The sequence below is a fragment of the Candidatus Vicinibacter proximus genome (assembly GCA_016713905.1).
Lineage (GTDB): Bacteria > Bacteroidota > Bacteroidia > Chitinophagales > Saprospiraceae > Vicinibacter > Vicinibacter proximus.
This window is the reverse complement of record JADJOE010000003.1, coordinates 2282190-2304478: the sequence shown is the minus strand read 5'-3', so window position 1 is coordinate 2304478 and position 22289 is coordinate 2282190. Positions and strand designations below refer to the sequence as shown.

General features: G+C 37.8%; 16 protein-coding genes. 7 read left to right on the top strand and 9 right to left on the bottom strand.

The window, feature by feature from the left end:
- Window positions 1-468 precede the first annotated feature (468 nt).
- The 4 genes from IPJ83_17765 to IPJ83_17750 all read right to left on the bottom strand — a co-directional run bounded on the left by IPJ83_17765 (window position 469) and on the right by IPJ83_17750 (window position 4252).
- A complete protein-coding gene (locus IPJ83_17765; protein MBK7882380.1) occupies window positions 469-1443 on the bottom strand; it encodes a deoxyhypusine synthase family protein in 975 nt (324 codons plus the stop codon).
- 1 nt (window position 1444) lies between these two features.
- Window positions 1445-2326 carry an agmatinase gene (gene speB / locus IPJ83_17760; GenBank protein MBK7882379.1) on the bottom strand — a complete coding sequence of 294 codons (882 nt, stop codon included), beginning with the start codon at window positions 2324-2326 and terminating at the stop codon, window positions 1445-1447.
- 32 nt (window positions 2327-2358) lie between these two features.
- Window positions 2359-3762 (bottom strand): arginine decarboxylase, encoded by a 1404-nt coding sequence (locus tag IPJ83_17755; protein ID MBK7882378.1) that lies wholly within the window; start codon window positions 3760-3762, stop codon window positions 2359-2361.
- 127 nt (window positions 3763-3889) lie between these two features.
- Window positions 3890-4252, bottom strand: coding sequence for a hypothetical protein (locus IPJ83_17750; protein ID MBK7882377.1), 363 nt, complete (start codon window positions 4250-4252; stop codon window positions 3890-3892).
- A gap of 144 nt (window positions 4253-4396) precedes the next feature.
- Here IPJ83_17750 and IPJ83_17745 point away from each other — a divergent pair, with 144 nt between their 5' ends.
- Entirely contained in the window at window positions 4397-6292 is a 1896-nt protein-coding gene (locus IPJ83_17745) for an amino acid permease (GenBank protein MBK7882376.1), read from the top strand.
- A 67-nt stretch (window positions 6293-6359) separates the two neighbouring features.
- Here IPJ83_17745 and IPJ83_17740 read toward each other — a convergent pair whose 3' ends face one another.
- On the bottom strand, window positions 6360-9167 hold the full coding sequence (locus IPJ83_17740) for a T9SS type A sorting domain-containing protein (GenBank protein ID MBK7882375.1): 2808 nt from the start codon (window positions 9165-9167) through the stop codon (window positions 6360-6362).
- 460 nt (window positions 9168-9627) lie between these two features.
- Here IPJ83_17740 and IPJ83_17735 point away from each other — a divergent pair, with 460 nt between their 5' ends.
- Window positions 9628-10467: a hypothetical protein gene (locus tag IPJ83_17735; GenBank protein ID MBK7882374.1), complete on the top strand. Its 840-nt coding sequence runs from the start codon at window positions 9628-9630 to the stop codon at window positions 10465-10467.
- 85 nt (window positions 10468-10552) lie between these two features.
- Here IPJ83_17735 and IPJ83_17730 read toward each other — a convergent pair whose 3' ends face one another.
- The gene (locus IPJ83_17730; protein ID MBK7882373.1) at window positions 10553-11866 is read right to left on the bottom strand and encodes a polysaccharide deacetylase family protein; all 1314 of its coding nucleotides are present in this window, start codon (window positions 11864-11866) and stop codon (window positions 10553-10555) included.
- 27 nt (window positions 11867-11893) lie between these two features.
- On the opposite strand from IPJ83_17730, the gene IPJ83_17725 reads away from it, so the two are divergent.
- The 5 genes from IPJ83_17725 to IPJ83_17705 all read left to right on the top strand — a co-directional run bounded on the left by IPJ83_17725 (window position 11894) and on the right by IPJ83_17705 (window position 19027).
- Window positions 11894-12697 carry a hypothetical protein gene (locus IPJ83_17725; protein ID MBK7882372.1) on the top strand — a complete coding sequence of 268 codons (804 nt, stop codon included), beginning with the start codon at window positions 11894-11896 and terminating at the stop codon, window positions 12695-12697.
- 85 nt (window positions 12698-12782) lie between these two features.
- The gene (gene lipA / locus IPJ83_17720; protein MBK7882371.1) at window positions 12783-13658 is read left to right on the top strand and encodes a lipoyl synthase; all 876 of its coding nucleotides are present in this window, start codon (window positions 12783-12785) and stop codon (window positions 13656-13658) included.
- A 135-nt stretch (window positions 13659-13793) separates the two neighbouring features.
- On the top strand, window positions 13794-17324 hold the full coding sequence (locus IPJ83_17715) for a gliding motility-associated C-terminal domain-containing protein (GenBank protein ID MBK7882370.1): 3531 nt from the start codon (window positions 13794-13796) through the stop codon (window positions 17322-17324).
- Window positions 17325-17519: 195 nt separating this feature from the next.
- On the top strand, window positions 17520-18059 hold the full coding sequence (locus IPJ83_17710) for a heavy-metal-associated domain-containing protein (protein MBK7882369.1): 540 nt from the start codon (window positions 17520-17522) through the stop codon (window positions 18057-18059).
- Window positions 18056-19027, top strand: a complete 972-nt coding sequence (locus tag IPJ83_17705) for a hypothetical protein (GenBank protein MBK7882368.1) — start codon at window positions 18056-18058, stop codon at window positions 19025-19027. Before IPJ83_17710 ends, IPJ83_17705 begins: the two co-directional genes overlap by 4 nt.
- A gap of 41 nt (window positions 19028-19068) precedes the next feature.
- Here the strand turns inward: IPJ83_17705 and IPJ83_17700 are convergent, their stop codons facing one another.
- The 3 genes from IPJ83_17700 to IPJ83_17690 all read right to left on the bottom strand — a co-directional run bounded on the left by IPJ83_17700 (window position 19069) and on the right by IPJ83_17690 (window position 21866).
- Window positions 19069-19608, bottom strand: coding sequence for a hypothetical protein (locus tag IPJ83_17700; protein MBK7882367.1), 540 nt, complete (start codon window positions 19606-19608; stop codon window positions 19069-19071).
- A 164-nt stretch (window positions 19609-19772) separates the two neighbouring features.
- Window positions 19773-20339, bottom strand: a complete 567-nt coding sequence (locus tag IPJ83_17695) for a hypothetical protein (protein MBK7882366.1) — start codon at window positions 20337-20339, stop codon at window positions 19773-19775.
- Between the two features lie 234 nt (window positions 20340-20573).
- Window positions 20574-21866 carry an IS110 family transposase gene (locus IPJ83_17690; protein ID MBK7882365.1) on the bottom strand — a complete coding sequence of 431 codons (1293 nt, stop codon included), beginning with the start codon at window positions 21864-21866 and terminating at the stop codon, window positions 20574-20576.
- Between the last annotated feature and the right edge of the window lie 423 nt (window positions 21867-22289).

Sequence of the window (22289 nt, the reverse complement as noted above, 5' to 3'; positions counted from 1 at the left end):
ACTAAAGTCTTCATGAGACGATAAGACAAAGCAGGTGCCTCCTCTAGGAATAGAGGAGGTCTCCTGTCTAAGTAAAATCGGTTTTTGGGATGGCCTCTCATCAACTCTCTGCAAGGAGAGCGAAATGAGGGGCTTTTTTTATGGAATAATCCGATTAAAAATTTTCTCCTGGAATGGCAATCAGAATCCTTTTCCGACTGGTCTATAAAATGGGAAAGATGATCTAATCTTTTTAAAACTTACAGATAGACCCTCTCTGGATTTTATAGCCTACAGAGAAGGGAAAAGGTGCACATGAAGATGGAGTTGGCAAACTATTTTTAGGAAGCTGGCAATAAAGGTTTTGCCTTCAAATAAACTTTGAAAGAAAGAATTTGCAAACAAGCGTCTAAATAGAATATAGATTCCTAAACTGGTTAATACAGTTCGGTTAGCGAAAACAAATTCTCAGGTTAAGAGGAATTAGAATTACCAACCTAATATCCACGCAAAAATCAGAGGAGCAACAATAGTTGCATCACTTTCTACAATGAATTTAGGCGTATTGATGTCTAATTTTCCCCACGTTATTTTTTCGTTTGGAACAGCGCCCGAATAAGATCCGTAAGAAGTTGTGGAATCAGAAATTTGACAGAAATAGGACCAAAATGGCACATCATGCCATTCTAAATCCTGATACATCATGGGCACTACGCAAATAGGGAAATCCCCTGCAATTCCACCACCGATTTGAAAAAATCCCACTCCTTTTCCGGCAGAATTTTTCCTATACCAATCTGAAAGGTAAACCATGTATTCTATTCCACTTTTCATGGTACTGGCCTTGATTTCAGATTTGATCACGTAGGAAGCAAAAATATTCCCCATAGTGGAATCCTCCCAGCCCGGACAAACTATAGGCAGATTGCGCTCTGCAGCAGCAATCATCCAGGAATTTTTTGGATCAATTTCATAATATTGTTGAAGAATACCGCTGAGTAACATTTTGTACATGTACTCATGCGGAAAATATCGCTCACCATTGTTGTCGGCTTTTTTCCACAATTCAAAAATGTGTTTTTGCAACCTTCTAAAAGCTTCTTCTTCAGGAATACAAGTATCCGTTACTCTGTTGAGTCCTTTTTCAAGTAAGGCCCACTCCTCCTGCGGTGTGAGGTCTCTGTAATTTGGGATTCTTTTGTAATGACTGTGTGCCACAAGATTCATTAAGTCTTCCTCAAGATTTGCGCCCGTACAGGAGATGATATCCACCTTTCCCTGGCGAATCATCTCTGCAAGTGAAACGCCCAACTCAGCAGTGCTCATTGCGCCTGCAAGGGTCACCATCATTTTTCCACCCTCCATTAAATGTGTTTCGTATCCTTTAGCCGCGTCGACAAGCGCTGCGGCATTAAAATGTCTGTAATGATGTGATATAAATTGTGAAACAGGGCCCTTGTTCATTTTAAGATCTTTTTTTGTCAAATAAATACGCCAACATTTTGTAGTAAAGCTTTGCAGTTAGAAAATCAGGCGCAGGATTATGGGGATTTGGTGCTAATTCAACAATATCAAATCCAACTACCTCTTTTCTTTGAAATACCATTCGCAAATATTGTAGTACCTGATACCATTCCATACCACCTGGTTCAGGAGTTCCTGTACTCGGCATCAAGGAAGAATCAAATACATCTAAATCCAAAGTGATGTAAACCTTATCTGTCATTTTTTTTATTGACTCTTCCATCCAGTAGTCATTGTCCATTATGTTATGTGCAAAATATACTTTGGAAGGCTCCAAATATTTTTTTTCTTCAATATCCATACTGCGAATGCCCACCTGGATCAGATTGGTATCTCTCTGTGCTTCCGCAACTGCACAAGCATGATTGTATTTGCTCCCATGGTATTCCTGTCTTAAATCCGTATGCGCATCCAATTGCAGTACCGTAAGATTTTCATACTTTTCAGCATACGCCCTAAGGACGCCAATACTCACCGAATGTTCTCCACCAAAGAAGGTAAGAAACTTTTCTTTTTTTAATAATTCCTTGGTTTTTTTGTAAACCTTCTTAACCATTTGTTCAGGACTGTCATTTTTTACCTCTAATGGCTTTTCGAGAAATACTCCGTGTTTGTATGGCTCTGAGTTGGTTTCTATATCAAACAGTTCCATATTCTCTGATGCAAATAGAAAGGCTTTAAAGCCCTTATCAGCACCCTTACCCCAGGTACTCGTTCCATCATAAGGAATAGAAGTAAGGATTACCTCTGCTTTATCTGCTTTCGCGAATTTATCTGGAATGCCTGCATATGTTTTAGTGGCAAGCTTATAGGATTTATTCATATGTTGAAAACCGTTTTTAAAAAAAATAAGTTCTATTTGTAACCCAGAATCTTTAGCATATCTTTTGCAGTCTGCTCTTCACTGTAAACCCAATCTACCAGATTTCCATTTTCATCTCTATCCACCAACAAATGTTTTGGGGAAGGAATGAGGCAATGTTTTATACCTCCATAACCTGACAAGGCATCCTGATAGGCTCCTGTATGGAAAAAACCTAAATACAAAGGCTCTTTATCATCACGTTCGTATTGAGGTAAAAACAATTGTTGATTTTGAGCTTCCGTATTGTAATAATCTGAATTGTCGCAACTCAATCCTCCAATGTTCACTCTGCGGTATTCATTGTGCCACTTGTTCACTGGAAGGAGAATAAAGCGCTCAGCGATTCCCCAACTGTCCGGTAGTGTATTCATTAAAGAATTGTCCACCATGTACCAGATTTCAGAATCATTTTGTTGCTTTTGTTCCAACACCGAGAATATGGTAGCACCACTTTCACCTACAGTATATTTTCCAAATTCTGTATAGATATCCGGTTCTTCAATGTTTTCTTCCTCGCAGGCTTCCTTGAGAAGTTGCACGATTTGGTGGATCATGTACTTGTAATCAAATTCAAAACCAAGGGAATTTCTAATCGGAAGTCCACCGCCAATATTGATGGCCTGAAGAGAAGAAAAATTCTTTTTTAATTCAATGTATGTTTTAATGCCTTTCTTAAGTTCCCCCCAGTAGTAGGTTGTATCCTTAATCCCAGTGTCTACAAAAAAATGCAGCATGTTCAGTTCAAACTTTGAATGATTGGTGAACCTGTCTTTACAGAACTGTACGATTTCAGACGATCTGATACCTAATCTGGAAGTGTAAAATTCAAACATGGGTTCTTCTTCTGTAGCCACCCTGATGCCCATTTTAGTTTTCTTATGAACCATTTGTTCATAGGAATCAAATTCAAATTTGTTATCGATTACAGGAATCACGTTTTTGAATCCTGAGTTTATCAAATTTGCAATGTTGTGGAGGTATTGTTTGGTTTTAAAACCATTGTTTACAATGATTCTTTCTTTATCTATTTTTCCGTTTTTGTATAAATTCAGAATAAGGTCGATGTCAAAAGCAGAAGATGTTTCAAGCTGTACATCATGTTGCAGCACTTCTTCCAACACATAAGAGAAATGGCAGCATTTGGTGCAATAGCAATAAAAGTATTTGCCTTTATAGCCCACAGACTTCATGGACTTATTGAAGAAATTTTTGGCTTTCTTAATTTGGTCTCCTATTTTGGGGAGGTAGGTCATTTTGAATGGGGTGCCATATTTCTCAATGAGCATCATCAGCGGAATCCCATTAAAGATCAATTCATCTTTTTCCAAATCAAAGCCATCTTGCGGAAAGTAATAAGATTGATCTATGAGATCAAAGTATTTATTGTGTACCATTTAGTCGAATCGTAAAGTAGAGGCCAAAAATACTATTTATGGCGGTTAATCCGTGAAATTCTTGAACCTGTTTATAATAAATTATCGCCCTCCGGAAGAAGTTCTTAGAATACCGGTAGACCAAAGATTATTGTGGTGCTCCTGCATCTACCCAACAAGTAATTAATTTTATGGTGTTGACATCCAGTTTGTTGCCGCCCTTAGGCATCGGAGAGCAATTGCTGTTTTGATTGATGGCGCAAATAAGTTTTTCCCCAGAACTGGTTGCTACAGCCTTTGCGCCAGTATAATTTGAAAAATTAAAACCATTTGCAGGCGTGGTACCTGAATGACAACCCGCCAGAGCACAAGAGGCATCCAGAACAGACTTTACAGTAGTGCTGTAAGTGGCCACAACTCCTGCACAATCGTTTGAACTGCCTGTGTCATCAGAACAAGAAGAATAGGTCAACATCAAACCTGCAATCAATACTAGTCCGCTTAATTTCATTTTTATTATTCGTTAGTGATTAAATTAATACTGCCCAAAAATAGCTAATTATGAAAAATATCATGCCTAGAATTCAAATTTAGGGATGTAATTGCTAGTTTTTGTATGTTTACTGACCAATTTCAGACACAAAACGGAAGGATAATGTTAAAAGGTATATTCAGAAGAAAAAAAATAAGTCAAATCGGAGACGAAAGTTTGCATGACGACCACATGCATAAAGTTCTTTCCGTAAGGGATCTCACTGCATTAGGAATTGCAGCCATAGTGGGCGCAGGAATTTTTAGCACGATTGGTACAGCAGCTGCGGAAGGTGGGCCGGGTGTAGTCTTTCTGTTTTTGTTTACTGCGGTGGCCTGTGGTTTTGCAGCATTTTGTTACGCAGAATTTGCCAGCATGATTCCGGTGTCTGGGAGCGCCTACACTTATTCCTATGTTGCTTTTGGAGAAATTTTCGCCTGGATTATTGGTTGGGCATTGATCATGGAATATGCCATTGGAAACATTACAGTGGCGATTTCATGGAGTGATTACTTCTGTGGATTTCTTTCCGGCTTGGGCATTCATCTACCCCAATGGATGCAGATGGATTACTTCACTGCACATAACGGATATTTTGAAGCAGAAGGTCTGATGAAGGCCGGCACCCCATTGGAAAATTTGGGCATGAATGTCCAAAATGCTTATCAGGCTTATCTTTCGGCACCAGTATTGGGTGGATTTCATTTTGTCGCAGATCTTCCCGCATTGCTGATCATTTTTATCATTACATGGTTGGTATACATAGGGATTAAAGAATCCCGCAATGCCAGTAACATAATGGTGGTGATAAAAATACTCATCGTTATTGCGGTCATTATTGTAGGAGCATTTTATGTTAATCCGCAGAATTGGGATCCATTTATGCCAAATGGAATTGGAGGGGTTCTTAAAGGAGTGTCTGCTGTGTTTTTTGCCTACATCGGATTTGATGCCATTTCGACTACCGCAGAAGAGTGTAAGAATCCTCAGCGAGACCTACCAAGAAGTATGATGTATGCCATAATCATTTGTACCATCTTGTATGTCCTGATTGCCTTGGTGCTGACCGGAATGGTAAAGTATTCTGAACTTGCAGTGGGCGATCCATTGGCTTTTGTATTTGCAAAATTGCACCTTGATTGGATGAGTGGAATTATTGCAGTGAGTGCGATCATTGCCATGGCATCCGTATTGTTGGTATTTCAGCTTGGACAACCACGGATCTGGATGTCTATGAGTCGGGATGGATTATTACCACCGGCATTCAGCAAAATTCATCCACGATACAAGACACCTTCATTTTCTACCATCGTTGTCGGTTTTATAACAGCAGTGCCGGCCTTATTTTTTAATCTAACCACCGTCACAGATTTATGCTCCATCGGAACGCTTTTTGCTTTTGTTTTGGTTTGCGGTGGAGTTTTGATGATTCATGGACGCAAGGACTTGCCTCCGGCGAAATTTAAAACGCCATATATCAACTCTAAATGGATCTTGCCAGCCGCCATAATTTTGATGGTTGTTTTTTTGTATCGCAATCATCATGATGATCTAAGTTCATTCATCCGCAATGAACCACAAGCAATTGAGGCTACGGATATTTTATTGGGTATGGACAGTACACAAGTGGATATGCTTCGGAACCATGTGATGTATTATCATCCAAAAGATTATACCGCTGCGGGTTCTGATTTGGTTTCATATTTGAAAGCATTGGAACCGGAGGAGTACATCAAACTGATGAAGCAAGTTGCGTTTCCAGTGCACATGATTTATGAATCCCGGTGGGAGAGATTTATGCACAACATTCCCATGTGGATTTTTACCCTTATTCTGATCATCATGACTGTCTTATCATTTATGAAAAACCTTTCTCTTATACCTGTTTTGGGTATGTTGAGTTGTTTGTATATGATGGCACAGATTCCTGTCAAAAACTGGATAGGATTTGCAAGTTGGTTGGTGTTGGGTTTATTTATTTACTTTTTATACAGTAGAAAACACAGCAGATTGATTTGAACATCAAAAGAAGTATAATTTTCTGGCAAAAATTTGCTTAGATAGATTTAAGATCGATACAACCAGTTTATTTACTTACCAATATTTTGTGGGTAAGTGTAGTTCCATTGTCACTCATTATTTTTACAAGATACAATCCATTGTGCTCAAATCTAATCTCATGCTGAATACGACCATCCGAAAGATTTATAAGTTGGCGATTGGTTAACAGGCCACCTGCATCATAGATATCCATTGTGCAATTCGAAGCACCTTCCATTTTACCTACCAGCGAAACATTTTCTGTAGTTGGATTGGGAAAGCATAAAATGTAATTGGCTTCGGACGCATGTTCATGATTTTGATTGATGTCGGAAAAATCAATTTTAATTGGACGCACTTTGGAATTATTATCCATCGCAAAATTGCTGATTGATTGGTAGTCGTCCCTTATGGCATCACTGAGTTTAAAATCATTCTTTGCAGTGCAACCCAAACTTAGTCTTGGAGCAATATTTCCAATTTTTGGATTGTAAATATTTACCCATACTATTTTTGTATCCCCGATGGATTTATGATAATCTCGGGACCTCAAGTTCAAATTTGAATAAATGGTATCCAAAATCAGTAAGGAAGAGTCGTAGGAAATATTAAACTGTATTCCGCTGTACAGCATCGAATCAGACATCACAAATTCAATATTATAATGCTGGCCGGATTGACAATTAATATTTTTTGTACTTAGAAATAGTTTTTCACCATTTATTTCCCGAACAGGGTTTTGTTGGAAGGCTTTATGTCCAACTTCCTCCCTGTAAAGGACCCCAACCGTACTTAGAACCACCCCAAAGGTATCAGGTTGTGAATGGTTAAATTGGATAGAATTTCCAATTATATTTCCGGATTTATCGATAAACAGGCCTTTAAATTGCCCCACACAGCTGTCATTTAAAAGATTTCCACGTGCGAATTCATATTGCTGAACAATGTCTATAACATTTATTTCTCCATTGCAATCAGAGTCTGCAAAAGCAAAATTATATGGTTGATTGAATTTGGATTTGCCAAGAATGATTGATTGGGTCTCAAATCTTTCACTGCCGCTTGTATATATATTACCTATACTATCTTTTGGAAAATCTATTGCAAGGTTGATAATTTTTTCATTGGAGCGAAGGTAGAAATTAATATAAGGATTTGGATATTTTTTTATATTGGAAATAGTCTGATTTCCTGCATCAGTTGTCATTATAATTCTTACCTTTTCAAAATCCTCATCATTCAGAGTAGAAAATAATTTTACCGGTATTTTGAGGTCAATTAGAAATGGCATTTGTATTCTTTGATATTTACAATTTGCAACGGATAAATTTCCTGCATCATCCTTTCCATAGATGGATATTTCTCCAAAGCTTGAGTCAACTCCATAGAAATCACTAAAGGTGCGGAGAATTCTAAGCTTCCCTTCCGGATCAAAGCTTAAGTTTGCCTTAGAACAATGGTCAAAGGCTGCAGCTAAAAAGCTTGAAGGATAGACATCTGCATCATAATCTGACAAATAAACTATAGGTTGTTCTGCGCATTTTAAAGTAGGAGGAATTGAATCCCCAAGGCAATGAAATAAAGGGATATACCTTACATGGGTAATGCATTCAGATTGATTTTTTGATTGATCATTGCTATAAACATTCAGTTGTTCTGTTGTACCGGCTTTATTTTTTGGGATGTCAATAGAAGACAGAATAGTTTTTTCTGCAAAAGACAGTACAGGATTGGAATCACAATTGTCAGACAATAAATTTATAAAGTCACCGGGTTGCATACTGTCATTTTTGCCCAGTAAATAGATATCTATTGATTCCTTGCATTGAAGAAATGGTGCTGAATGATCGTTGTTGCAGTCCGGAATGGAGGATTGAATGTTTGTCTTGAACGTACAGTATCGTTGATTTCCAGAATTGTCTGTAGCATATAAATTAAAGATACTATTGGTATTAAATTTGCCGACTACCACCTTATCGCTCGTACCATTTGGTGAAAATGATGTAAAAATTTGAGAACAATTGTCCGAAGTTTCTACTAATACTTCATTTATAGTTATTTCTTTATAGGAATTTTCACCCATCTCAACTGTAATTTCTTTTTTGCACTTTATAAATGGAGCAACAGAATCCAGCGCGCAAGGATCAACGACATTGATATAAGCTACATTAGTCAAACAAGAGCTGATGTTTCCGGCTTCGTCTCTGCAAAATACTTTTATTAATTCATCCTTATTTATAAATGTTTGATCTCTAATCAGCGTGTCACTGATTTGGAGGGAATCAAAGGAGAAATTTACACTGCCACAATTCTCCCAATATTCCGGAAGGACCAAATCCTTTGCAAGAATTTTAACAGAAATGTCTATCACAAATTGAGCATATTTTTTGCAATTGACTATGGGTGGTATCTTGTCATTTGCACAATCCGGAGAAATTACATGCAGCAATGTATTAGATACAGCTCTGTTTCCGGTTTTGTCAAAAGCATAAATTTGTATATATTCTTTTTTTCCTATGTTGGCGTAGTGGATTGGATAAAATTTTGAGATAATGGGTTTTATAAAATAGGATCTTGGGGAAGAGTCACAATCATCATCAAGAGATTTGATGAGATCTGCAGTAGTCAGGTATGGTTGAGATGGATTCATGATCCACTCCAAGTTCTGAAAAAGATCCAATTTAGGCGGAATAGTATCTTTGAGGCATGGTTGGCTAAATAATGGTGAGCTCATAGACAATAAATAGAGAAGCACCATCATATTCGAGAAACTCAAAATTTTACAAAATCCTGAAATCGTTGACTCAAAAAAGCTGTTCAGCTGGATAGTTAATCTATAGATAATTTTACTCATGGGGAGATAAGTTTAACAGCGAATATACAACAAAAAATTTAATTTTTCAACACTATAAGAGTTAATGATGAAATTGAGTGTTATATGTTTTATTTTATTTGATGAATTCAACATGTTATTGACTGTGAAATTTGTACTTTCTTCTAAAAGAATAACACCATCACCATGAATCTTCGGCTGAAGATATTTGCATAACAAAAAATCTTGTTGTTGGTATCAATTGGATTTACAAACCTGTGATCAGGATTATTTTAGGTGAGCCATTTAAGGTGTCGGATGCAATAGGTAAAAGCCTTTTCTAATTCTCCTCCAATTTCTATTATTACCCTTGGTTGGATATATTGTAGAAAATTTAATATGAGTTTCTCCATTTTAGAGAAATATCGAATATTTTATTCAAACATCTTTGTCAGACATTATTGGAAAAACTAAACAAATTCATCACATTAAAACTAAATTTATGAACGTTAAATTTAATTCACTCGGAATGTCATGGTTGATATTAATTTTCACCCTAACACAATCAATAGCCCAGGACAAAGTTGCTTTTAAAGATCCATCACCCAATACTCTTTCCATTGACCTTGCCAGTTGGTTTTCCAACATCCATAAATTCTCCAAATTGGCTCGTGTTCCCGGACATTCGATCCAGCAAGGTAAGAAATTGGAGCTAGTATATGATCATAAAATGACTTTGCGCTCTTCTTTCAGTTTTCGTTTGATGTTGGATTACAACCAAAGTTCAACTTATTTCAAACAACAGAATCCGATCTTTATAAATGACACGGTTAATGAAGCAGATTACTATTTCTTTCTCCTTAGCATAAGTCAAGGCAAAGCGCCCAGCGCGTCCGATTACTACAAGGAAAGTTATTATCCTGATGGTGGCTATGAAATTGGCGCTCGTTATAAGAATTTGCTGTATCAGCAAGCTTTGTCTTTATTTTGGTCTTGCGGAATTAATTTGGGAGCGATCAATTATTTGAAAAGCGAAGAACGTTTTATAGGAAATATATCAACCATTAAATATATGGTTGAAAACAGTGGTTTTCCCTGGTGGAATTCAATAGAAAGGGAATATGCCATTCATGGTAAGGTGGTAAATTATGGAAAGAAAATGAAGGCAAATTATTCTACATTTAGTGTAGGTTTTGGAGTGGGCTATAAGATCCCTAAGTCTAAGGTATCCTTGGGTTATGAAATGGATTTAAATCGAAGGATTACAGTTTCACCTTTGTCAAAAGGAGATTTAAACAAAGTCTGGACCAATCATTCAGTGCTGCTTTCTTATAGTTTTTGATTTGGAAAGAAATTTTAAAGCTGAGATTTGATAATCTTTTTAAATAACTAAATGGGGTGTTGTAAATATGAAAAACAAAAGTTTATTAATGTTCTTCAGAAAAATGGAATCTCATTATTTCATCCAGGACATTTTCCCAGCCATTCCATTCTCCTTCAAAATCAAAGCTGCTGTTGTGCCACAAGAGTTGAAAAGTGCCACCAAAGTGTTTACAGTTCTGATAAAGTAAAATCATGTCTTCGATTGCTTCCTGAGGACGGAGTTTCATATAGTTGAGATAAGTTCTGTCCATAGCTATCAAAGGATGAATTCTTAAATTACTGACTTCATCTTTAATTAGATCATACCATAGGAAACTGTGACAAGTCCCGGCTCGGAATCCTGTTTGATCTGAGAACCCCATGGTGTAGTCTTCATTAATTCCGGCACCAATGAGCATGCGATAAGTTTCCGGAAGGGTGAGCTTGAGATAGTGTTGTCTGCTGCGGGTAATTTTTTCACCGCCCACTTTTTCAAGTATTTTCTTTTCATTAGAAAGTTCCGTTTGATTGGTAGAGGCTGAATAGGATGGATGAATACCAATCAGGGCCTTTGCCTTAATTTTTTCAATCAGCTTTTGAATGGGCCTTGTCCGTATATCCAGGTGTGTATCAAATTTACTCGTTCCACCACAAAGGAAAAAGAAGAATAAAGAATCTTTTGGCAAGTCAAAATTTAGTATTTGATCGTAGCTGTCAAATGGATCAATTTTTTTTTGTGATAAAATCGAAAATCTGTTTGCCAATTCATCCCATTCAAAAGTCAGGAAATCCATTAATAAAGCTCCAAGATTTTTCCAGACCGGTTTATGGATGAATTTATAAGCCTGATCAACATCTACCGTCAATTTAAAAGTTTGCTTTTGCGGAATTCTTTGAAAATCTTTTCCAAATAATTTATGGAGGCTTTTGACCAATTCACCCACCCAATGATCTACTATGGGAAGTTTTAGAATTCCAGCCAGGTGAGCGGCAGAATTACTGGCCTCAAATCTCCCATGTTCATCAGTTTTAATGGGACCATATTCTTCTGTTCTGGAAAGCATCCAGAATATAGCTGCGAAAATATCAAAACCAAAAAGATCTTTGTGTTTCGCAGGAAAGATATAGGGCATCGGAAAACTTTTTACCAATTTAGATTTTGGCATAGCAGCACCATCTTCCAAATAGCCACAACTGGCTATAAACACGCCTTCGGTGGGAGGAAGGGAAGAATAGATCAGCAGGGGTTCACCAGGGATAGAGATTATAGGTATCTGGACATTGTATAATCTAAGACCTTTATATTGGCTATTGATAAAATCAAGAACATAATTCAACCTCCTGGAGGGTCGTTCTGTTAATATGGGGATGTCTGTCATAATTAGGGTAAAAATAAACATTTCAAATTGAGTAAAAACCTTATTTTGTTGCTTGATATGAGCAGGTCAGGGTTAAATCTATGTCTGTTTTGCGTTTTTATGATGTGTGTAGATGCACATGGTCAGGGGACAGTTGTGCAAAAATCTGTACGGAAAGGGGTTATTTACAATAAAGAAAGGTCCGTAGACTTCGCCATTCAGACCAATGGTTTTTTTGTTGGGTATAATTCCGGTAAGCTCAGGACATATTATCTCACAAATTATTTTCATCTGGATTTTGGTCTCCTGGAGCATCCCAGAGAAGTGAAGTTGAATAAAAATTTTAACCAGGGAGGAGGTTTTTTTAGCAGTTTTACCTATGGTAAGCGAAATTCTTTGTGGAATTTTAGAGCCGGAAGAGGCTTTGTGCGTTATTTTTCAGAAAAGGACAGGAAAAAAGGCGTTGCCTTGGGTGTGAGACTGGAAGGAGGTGTACTTATGGGGATATTAAAACCTTATTACCTAAGGGTTATAAAGAATCAGGATGGAATCCTTTATATTGAAAACATTAAATATTCAGAGGCCACCAGGGATGTTTTTCTGGACTTGAATTCTATAGTAGGTGCCTCTTCGTTTGGGGTAGGGTTGACTGAATTAAGTTTTGCTCCCGGTGCTTATGGCAGAATGGGTATAATGATAGATCCCGGCGCTTTTGAAAAGTATGTCAGAGCTCTGAATTTTGGACTTCAATTAGACCTTTATCCCAAAAGAGTGCCTATAATGGCCTCCCGAGAGAATCCTTTTGCCTACCTGAACTTTTACTTAAATTTGCAGTTTGGAAGCAGGAAGTAGTTTGTTTTGGGAGTCAATATTCTCCTCAATTTAGCTTTACATTTTGCCTTCTTTCTCAAGTTTCATTGCAACCCTTTTTTACCAGATGATAGATTTACCTTTAGTGTCCAAACCAGAGCCCAGACCCAGAAAACCTGAATGGTTGAGGGTGAAATTGCCCATTGGTGAAGAATACCGTAAGGTGAGACAATTGGTGGATGAATACAAATTACACACGATTTGTCAGAGCGGTAATTGTCCAAATATGGGAGAATGTTGGGGGGCTGGGACGGCAACTTTTATGATACTGGGAGATGTGTGCACCAGATCTTGCAGTTTCTGTGCAGTCAAAACGGGCAAACCAAAAGAATACGATACCGATGAGCCGCTTAGAGTTGCCGAAGCAATCCGTTTAATGGGTGTTAAGCATGCTGTTCTTACTTCAGTCAACAGAGATGAGTTGCCGGACAGAGGCGCGGAAATTTGGCATCAGACTATTACAAGCATTAAGTTCCTCTGCCCATCTACCACGATAGAAAGCCTGATCCCTGATGTGAAGGCCAATTGGCAGGCACTTGAGCGGATGATCAGTGCAGGTCAGGAGGTTGTCTCCCACAATATGGAAACTGTTGAAAGGCTGTATAGGCTGGTTCGGCCACAGGCAAAGTATGCCCGTAGTTTGGAACAAATTAAGCGAACAAAGGAATATGGGAAGCGCACGAAGACAGGTATTATGCTGGGACTTGGGGAAACAAAAGATGAATTGTCCCTGGCAATGGACGATTTGCTTAACCATGGGTGCGAGATTTTAACTTTAGGACAATATCTCCAGCCTACCAAAATGCATTTGGAAGTGGCGGAATTTATTCATCCCGACACTTTTGCGGAATACAGAGAAATGGGCATGAATAAAGGATTTCTGTATGTTGAAAGCGGTCCATTGGTCAGATCCTCTTATCATGCCGAGCGGCATTTGCTTTAAGAATGACTTAGGATTTGAGATCTTTTGGTTATTTTGTGCCCCTTTAATAAATAAAATCAGGTAATACCCTGATGTTTTTTCGAAAAAAAAGCAATCATTTTGCAAATGTTTAGGAATTCCAAAAATTTGAATGATATGAGGATGGTCATATTTGGGCTTATCTTTTTCTTTTTTTCATTTAATCAGGGCCTGATGGCACAGATTTATACCGTCAACAGTGCCAATGATGTAGACGATGGCGTTTGTAATGCAGTGCATTGCAGTTTAAGAGAAGCCGTAAATGCGGCCGAAGCTGATGGCTTGCCCAGTACGATACAGTTTAACATTCCAGGCGCGGGGCCCCATGTGATAAACCCTTCAGGCCCATTCCCAACCATCAATCAAGGGCAGACCAGGATTATCGGAGAATCACAACCCGGTGGATTAGGATCAGTGGTGATTAATTTTAACAACCGTGATTTTCTTGGGAATACCTTTTGGAAAATTTTAGGGGATACGTTCAGTGTCAGCGGTATATTTTTCAACCGTTTCAACTTTGTATCTCCAAATGACCATGTTTTTGAATTTGGAGATGCAACGAATGCCTCCGATAATTCTGTAATTTATAATTGCGCTTTCAGTGAGGATCAGCCTGTAGCTCCGGTATTTAATCCTACCTATATTCAGGTGAATCGGGGAATGGATATCATTCTAAGGAAAAATATCTTTGGTGCTGATTTTGGGGGAAACATCAAGCAGACGAACGGGTCCATTAGACTTATGGGTACATTAGGCTTAAGTCCGGTAAACATTGATTCCAATTTTTTTGTGAATACCAGAACTTGTATCGATGTACAGAGTGGAAATTGTACCATAAACCGGAACGTTTTTGGGGGTCTTGATACTATTCAGGGAATTCCATTTTTGAATCCATCCAATGCGATTACTTTGAGTGGGGGCGGAGTTTATAATGTGCATACGAATTGGTTTTTTGGACAACAGGTATTTAGTATTCAGGCTAATTCCGTCAGCAGACCGCTTACCATTAGATCCAACAGGTTCAACGGAGGAGTTTTGGATGTTGAGTTGAATGGCACCAGTAATACCGATCTCAATATACAGAACAATACAGGTAGATCAGGAACAGATTTCATCACGGTCAATACCATGGGTACTTATAACCTTCGAATTGAAGGAAACAACATCAATCAGTATAGTAATTTTTATACCAACAATCTTGAGCCCCTGATCAATTTGGCAAGGCATGCAAGCAACCGAATGACCTGTATTTCCGGACAGGTGGTTTTTCTAAACAATGCACGTGCACCTAAGCCTCCTGTACCTACCATAACACAAGTCAACAGAAATCAAATCCAGGGAACAGGAAGACCAAATGATTCTATTGCTGTCTATGCCAATCCAACTAATGTTTGCCCGGGACTTAATTGTCAGGGAGGGTTTGAATTGGGTAGGACAGTTGCTAATGGTGCAGGTAATTGGACTTTGAATGTAGCATATCCTAATAGACACACTATTTCTGCGTATCAATATTTGAGTAATCCGGCAGCAACATCCAATGTTTATTCAGAATTTTCACCTTGCTATGTTTGCCCCGGAAGTGTACGGACTTTATTCACTGCCACCATTTGCGCAAATCAAACGGTCAGTTTCAGAAATAAAATTTACAGCGCTGCGAACCCCAAAGATTCCTTTAATGTCAACGGAGATGGGGTAAGTATTTGTGATTCTGTATTTATTGTTGATGTGAAAGTAGGAAGTGGATCCAGAGAGCTAAGACAATTAAATATTTGTTTTGACGACACGCTGAATGTCGGGGGTAAGCTTATCCATAAATTCAATCCAATGGACTCCCTTAATTTAAAAACTTCAGCCGGCTGTGACAGTGTCATTGTATTGATTGGAACAGAAAGAGGCTTGTCCAATTTTTCCAGGACCATTTGTTCCAATGACAAAATTACAGTTGGGGGAGAAGTTTTTGATCAGAACAGAACACAAGGAGTGGTGGTCATTCCGGGCGGTTCCGTCTTTGGCTGCGACAGTATCATTAATGTAAACATTACCATAAAGAATTTTGCAGAATTTAATTTAGATACTGCCATTTGTTTAGGTCAAAGTATTGTATTGAATGGCGAAATATTTGATGAGAATAAAACCATGTCCCGTCAAACATTGACCGGGCAATCTTCTACGGGCTGTGACAGTGTGATCAATGTGAAAGTATTAATTGCAGATCCGAACAGTACGTTTTCAACAACTATTTGTCCGGGAGACAGTGTATTGGTTGGAGGTGGACAAGGGATGTATTTCAGTGATCGCAAACCGTCCGGAAAATTGGTATTGCCTAACGGATCTTATTTAAAATGCGACAGCATCATCAATGTAAGTTTGACCGTTCTTCCAAATGGAATGGGGACTTATAAGGCAGAGATCTGCAGAACAGATACCATCACACTACATGGCCAGAAATTTTCATCAGGCAGGACTCAGGGAACTATTTTGTTGGCTAACTCTTCTGCTAATTTATGTGACTCTGTAGTGCAGGTTGAACTTACCGTGCTACCGGATGCATTGGGCACATTAGATACTTCAGCATGCATCAATGATTCTGTAGTTTTGTTTGGACAAGTGTTTAACATTGGAAGACCAAACGGAACCATAAAAGTGTCTAAATTTTCACATCGGCTTTGTGACAGTTTTATCATGGTGAGAGTAAATTTCATACCTGAAAAGCAAGGAAATTTTACCACCACTATTTGTGCAAAAGACAGCATCAAAGTAGGTAACCAATTTTTTTCTGCGACTCGTCCAAATGGGACAGTGGTCATTGACAGACCTTCTTCTTTAGGATGTGATTCTGTGGTGACTGTGAGTATAAATATTGCACCCGCCATCGTTGCAAATTTTATCACGGAAGACCTGAAATGTAATGTTGCGAATACGGGTGTCTTGCGGATATCTACCATAGGTACAGGAATTGGGCCATACATGGTTTCTGTGGACAACAAACCACCTGTTAACTTTACTCCTGATTTGGAGGTGAAGAATCTTGCATTGGGCGCACATACCTTAAGGGTAATAGATCCTTTTGGATGTGATGTAATCAATAATTTTACCATTAATCCATCGGCAGTGTTGGCGCTCAACCTTCCCGCGGATACTACTATTTTTAGAGGAAATCAAGTCAATATTGTTGCCAATGCAAGTTTTGTGCCTGCAAAAATTACCTGGGATCCCGTTGACTTTTTGTCTTGCACCAATTGTTTGAATCCGGTTTCCGCACCGGATAATACCATCAGTTATATGTTGACTCTTGAGGATGCAAATGGATGTGTGATAAAAGACAACATGACCATCACTGTCAAAGTTGAAGAATCAGATGTATATATTCCGAATGTATTTAGTCCTAATGGAGATGGGCTAAATGATTTTTTTGAAGTAGTCTTTCGTTTTCCTGATCGAAGCAAGATTAATATCTTGAGAATTTATGACCGCTGGGGTGCTTTGCTTTTTGAACGAACCGGAGCGAATATTGGTGAGCCGGTTAGATGGGATGGAAGATTTCAAGGCAGGGATTTGAATCCGGGTGTTTATGTCTATGCTTTGCAGTATGAAGCCCAGGATGAAGAACCCAAATGGAGAAAAGGAGATATCAACATTGTGCGGTAGTTGTTGAGAATTTGAATTCTGTAAAGGAATAAAAATTTTTTTTATTTGGCTTTGCCGATTATCGTGCAATTGCTTTTTATTGAAATTTTCAAGAATCAAAATCGATGATAAATATACTGCTTGGATATTGATTCATTACAGAGCATGTTTAAGTTCAATAACTAATTAAAAGATAAGACGGATTAATTAGACAACATGGAGTTGAGATTTATTAATTCAAAAAGGTTCAAATTCACAGTTAAAGGGACCCTACTGAATCTGTTACTTATACATTTTTTCGGAAACCAATTATTTGCACAAAGTGAAATCCAGATAGGCATTAATGGTCTGACCTGTTCGCTGTGTTGTAAGACCGTTGAAGAAAGTATGCGTCGTCTCCATTTTGTGAAAGATGTAAGGATGGATTTAATCAATACAGTTGCTGCGGTCCGTATTACAGATTCGGTCAGTGATTTGGATAAGTTGGTGAAAGCAGTAATAAATGCAGGATTTTCAGTAAGGATGGTAAGGGGAAATTTGATGGGAAGAAATTGGAAAATGTTAGAGGAAATTCAAATTTCATTAGGGAGTCTTACATTTAAAGTGTTGAATTCAGAAGCGTACAAGCCTGCAACACAAATGCACATTCAGTATATCTCAAAGAAATATCTACCTTCTAAAGATTGGAAGAGCATTTCGAGAACATATCCGGATAAAAAAATGCAGACTGCTGGACATTATATTTTGATTTTATGATTTTCAGAACAAATCTGGTCGCAGGATTTATTTTATTTTTTACGTTGGTGCAGGGACAAGAGTTATTTCCACTGGCAGAATCAGCCAATACTGTCCCAAAGGGTGTAATAGGATTACGTGGATTTGCCGAGGCAAATTATGAGATTAAAACAGTGCGTGCATGGACCGGTTTTAAATTGATGTACGGTCTGACATCCAATTTCAGCATTGCCTTGACAGGAAGTATTTCCAATCACCATGCAAAAAAATTACCACCGGATCTGATAGGGCACAGGCATACCGGAAGTTCAGGTACCTATTATTTTACGAATTTTCCGCAACGTGGAGTCACCTATCCTTTTAGTTGGAACGGTTTTCATGCACTTGCAAAATATAGAATTTTTAATTTGGATGGGAAAAACAGGCACCTGAGGTGTGCGCTTATAGGAGAGTGGTCAAATGTAAAGCAAGCACACGACGAAGCCGAACCAAATCTGATGGATGACAATAGTGGAGTTGGTGCCGGAATAGTATTAAGTGTGTTGGAAAAAAGATTTGCTTTGAGTTTAACTGCCGGAGGGATTTTTCCGGTGGCCTATTCAGAATCAGAACCTGATCCGGTCAACGGACAAGAAATTCAACGTAAACTCATTTATGGAAATGCAATTTACTATCATTTATCATTTGGTTATTTGCTGCAAGGAAACAAGATGAATACCTATGAAGAGACCAATACAAACCTATATGTGGAATTCCTTGGAAAGCAATATCAAAGTGCCCAATTCTTATATAATAACCGAGAATTGGAAAATAAAAATCCCGCATTTAATAGAGGGCATTATTTAGAAATTTATCCCGGAATTCAAAGAATTTTTAATTCAAATCTGCGGGTGGATGTTTCACTTGGATTCTCCCTTTTGGGAAAATCATACGTACATTTTTATCCTTTATACAGAATCGGGATTCAGAAATATTTTTTTCTGAAATAGAAATATTGTTATTATTCGGAGAATTATTTTTCTCAAATGCTTCACCACTCCTTGGGTCTGAAGTCATCTTTGTTTACGAGAATGGCAGAATCGCCGGTTGCTTTGATTACAAATAAACCCTGACGTTCTGAGAAAAGAGGGCTTTCTTCATCGGCGGTCAGAAAAGCAACTGCGCCGTATAGTTTAAAGTCCTTGTATTCTTCCAGCCAATCTCTGACTTGACTGAGTTCGTCCAGGAAATCTTTAACGGCCTGCACGTTTAGGGTGGATTTAACTTCTACGATGACAATTTCGGAACCATTTTTTGCAATGATGTCAAACTCAAACTGGCGACCGTTGTGTTCTCCTTTTCTTCTTTGGGTAGTGTCGTGTACATCGATTCCTTTGGATCGGAGAATGCTGATCAGATTACCGTTGACCAGACTCTCCACAAACTTACCCCATTGACTTTCGAAGAGGTGAATGGTTTTATTGATTTTGCGGTCAGTTTCCCGAAACTTTCGATCCGTTTCCTTAAAAAGTTTTTCAGTTTCTTTTTGACTGATGACCAACTCCTTGATGAGCTGTTGTAATTCCTGAATAGTTACTTGTGGTTCCATAATAGTTATTTTAGAACAAAAATATCAAAAAGTCAGTTCCGACGGCAGTACTAATTGAATAAAACTATTTGTTTAATGAAGTTAAATAGTTCTAGTAAATTCACGAACTACTCTAAATGTCAACTTAAATTTTAACAATGGAAAGATTACCATTCCTTGGGTCTGAAGTCATCTTTGTTTACGAGAATGGCAGAATCACCGGTTGATTTGATCACAAATAAACCCTGACGCTCTGAGAAAAGAGGGCTTTCTTCATCGGCGGTCAGAAAAGCAACTGCGCCGTAAAGTTTAAAGTCCTTGTATTCTTCCAGCCAATTTCTTACCTGACTGAGTTCGTCCAGAAAATCTTTAACGGCCTGCACGTTTAAGGTGGATTTAACTTCTACGATGACAATTTCGGAATCATTTTTTGCAATGATGTCAAACTCAAACTGGCGACCGTTGTGTTCTCCTTTTCTTCTTTGGGTAGTGTCGTGTACATCGATTCCTTTGGATCGGAGAATGCTGATCAGATTACCGTTGACCAGACTCTCCACAAACTTACCCCATTGACTTTCGAAGAGATGAATGGTTTTATTGATTTTCCGATCGGTCTCTTTAAATTGCCTGTCGGTCTCCTGGAATTTCCGATCGGTTTCTTTAAATTGCCTGTCGGTCTCCTGAAACTTTCGATCCGTTTCCTTAAAAAGTTTTTCAGTTTCTTTCTGACTGATGACCAACTCCTTGATGAGCTGTTGTAATTCTTGAATAGTTACTTGTGGTTCCATAATAGTTATTTGAAAACAAAAATAATAATAATGAGGTTCCATAGCTACAATGAATGGTTACAAAATTTCTGTGGTCAAGCCATAAATTTGGGGAGAAACTAGTTTGTAGGATTCTGATATTCATTAAAGTTGTCCAATATTCCATCCTTTTGTTATTGTTCTTTTTTGTCTCTTAAGTAACTACATTTCAACTATCTGTAAACCAAGGTTTTTAGCTTGTCGTTTTAACTTCTTAATTTGATTTTCTTTAAACCCATCCATATATTTTTCGATTGGTATTGGGTTAAATTTAACCCTTTCTTTTATCATTTTATAAAAAATAGCCGCAATTTTTCTTGCAGTCGCAACAATTGCTTTTGGCGCCCCATTTTTTGCTTTTATACGATTATAAAACATCGCTAACCAATTTTTGCTACGCTGTATGGCAAACGCCGCCATTCTAAATATTTGACCTGCGTGGTTTTTCTTTTTTGGAATCCGGCTACTTAATACCTTCCCTCCTGATATTTTATTATTCGGGGCTAAGTTTAACCATGATGTAAAGTGTTTTACCGTTGGCCATTTACTCATATCTAATCCGACTTCGCTTATAATTTCTATAGCATTTGTTTCCGTAATCCCAAAAATTTCTGCTAAATCCGTCCCCGTTAGTTCGTACAACATTTCCTTTCCGTTAAAATTCAAATTATTTTTATTACTCTTTTCTTTTTTTTGGGGCTCCACAAATGTATCTACTCCGGATTTTTCACGAAGATGCTCTTCTATTTTAGCATCGCATTCCTTTAGCTTAGCATGATAGAATTGATATATTGAATAACTTTGCTCTAGTTCAAAAACGTGTTCTTCTTTCCAAACCCCCGTTAAGGATTTTATAATACCCTCTTTTTTATGAGCTCTAATTCTACTATCGCAACAAGATGCTAATATCTCTGCGTTTCGTTCACCAGCTATGATGGATTTTATGATCTCTTGTCCAGATTTACCTGTAATATCCGCAATAACATGTTGTATTTTAATATTCATTTGTTCTAAAGCTTTATGCATCATGCGAATATGTGTAGCTGACATTTCAATTAAATTTTTTCGATGACGCATATATGCTCTTAATTTACGAGTAAACTTATCGGGTTGAAAACTTGCAGATAATAATCCGCAACTGTGTAATTGACGTATCCAATCAGCATCGCTAACATCTGTTTTCTTTCCTCTTACATTTTTTACATGTTTAGCTGTAACTAATACAACATCAAAACCCGCATCTTCTAATACTAAAAATAAACTTACCCAGTAAATACCGGTAGCCTCCATAGCAACTGTATCTACTTTGCATTCTTTTAAAAACACAACTAGGGCGTGTAAGTCTTCAGTAAAGGCGCCAAAGGCTCTTATTGGTTTTTCAGTGGATTCAGGATTAACTGCTACATAATGTTCTTTGCTTGATATATCTATACCTGCCGCGTTAGGATAAATAATCGGAAATGCTTTTGTTTTTTTTTTCTTTCATTTTCTTAAAATTTTAAAGTGAATAAAACGAAAGCAGTGTTAAGGTTCTGAGTAATTATCGTATAAGCTCTTAAACGGGGGTATCGCCAAAGGCGAACCACCAAAATGGATTGTCATTCAAAGAACACTACCAAACTTGATAAGGGGCTGCGAGCACCATAACAAAAAACGGTTTTTGTAAACACTGCTTTACATCTCGCAAGTTACTTTAAAGGATTGAGAGCGGAGCCGCTGTTATAAACTTGATACAAAAAAGAACCAAAAAAAATCAAGGCTGTTTTCATTTTTTAACGCTAAAACTGATTTAAAAAGCTAAACAAAATAAACTCGCCATAAGCCGCAACAATAGCTCTGGGCCTTACTGTCATACATGTTTTAGATTTTCTGCATGCA

What these genes read in the sequence shown, in the direction of transcription:
- IPJ83_17765 (MBK7882380.1), bottom strand. Translation starts at nt 1,443, where the DNA reads ATGAACAAGGGCCCTGTTTCACAATTTATATCACATCATTACAGACAT.
- speB (MBK7882379.1), bottom strand. Translation starts at nt 2,326, where the DNA reads ATGAATAAATCCTATAAGCTTGCCACTAAAACATATGCAGGCATTCCA.
- IPJ83_17755 (MBK7882378.1), bottom strand. Translation starts at nt 3,762, where the DNA reads ATGGTACACAATAAATACTTTGATCTCATAGATCAATCTTATTACTTT.
- IPJ83_17750 (MBK7882377.1), bottom strand. Translation starts at nt 4,252, where the DNA reads ATGAAATTAAGCGGACTAGTATTGATTGCAGGTTTGATGTTGACCTAT.
- IPJ83_17745 (MBK7882376.1), top strand. Translation starts at nt 4,397, where the DNA reads ATGTTAAAAGGTATATTCAGAAGAAAAAAAATAAGTCAAATCGGAGAC.
- IPJ83_17740 (MBK7882375.1), bottom strand. Translation starts at nt 9,167, where the DNA reads ATGAGTAAAATTATCTATAGATTAACTATCCAGCTGAACAGCTTTTTT.
- IPJ83_17735 (MBK7882374.1), top strand. Translation starts at nt 9,628, where the DNA reads ATGAACGTTAAATTTAATTCACTCGGAATGTCATGGTTGATATTAATT.
- IPJ83_17730 (MBK7882373.1), bottom strand. Translation starts at nt 11,866, where the DNA reads ATGACAGACATCCCCATATTAACAGAACGACCCTCCAGGAGGTTGAAT.
- lipA (MBK7882371.1), top strand. Translation starts at nt 12,783, where the DNA reads ATGATAGATTTACCTTTAGTGTCCAAACCAGAGCCCAGACCCAGAAAA.
- IPJ83_17715 (MBK7882370.1), top strand. Translation starts at nt 13,794, where the DNA reads ATGAGGATGGTCATATTTGGGCTTATCTTTTTCTTTTTTTCATTTAAT.
- IPJ83_17710 (MBK7882369.1), top strand. Translation starts at nt 17,520, where the DNA reads ATGGAGTTGAGATTTATTAATTCAAAAAGGTTCAAATTCACAGTTAAA.
- IPJ83_17705 (MBK7882368.1), top strand. Translation starts at nt 18,056, where the DNA reads ATGATTTTCAGAACAAATCTGGTCGCAGGATTTATTTTATTTTTTACG.